We start from the raw sequence: 232 nt of genomic DNA, 5'->3' as shown, positions 1-232 counted from the left end.
GCCTTGCGCTTTGCAACCGGTGCGTCAGCATCCGTTGCCTTTGCCTTGCGGCCCGGCTTTCCTGCCGGAGCAGCTGCTGCCTTCGGAGCCTTTGCTGCCTTTGCCGGTGCTGCCTTTGCCTTCGACTTAGGAGCCGGGGTTTCGTCGTCTTCCTCTTCCTCGTCTTCTTGATCTTCAGCGTCAACATTTGCCGAGACCGATGCCGGGGCCACGCCACCTGCGACCGATGCGC

The 232-nt window shown here is 62.5% G+C and carries 1 protein-coding gene; it reads right to left on the bottom strand.

The genetic code is table 11. The features are described 5' to 3' along the window. Window positions 1-232, bottom strand: a 232-nt coding sequence (locus AC1RPV_RS08290) for a hypothetical protein (RefSeq protein ID WP_481764285.1), incomplete at both ends; no start/stop codon positions are given.

It is taken from the genome of Dellaglioa sp. CoH-55-MRSF-9 (assembly GCF_056782155.1).
The sequence above is the reverse complement of the archived record's forward strand: the minus strand, read 5'-3'. Positions and strand labels throughout refer to the sequence as shown.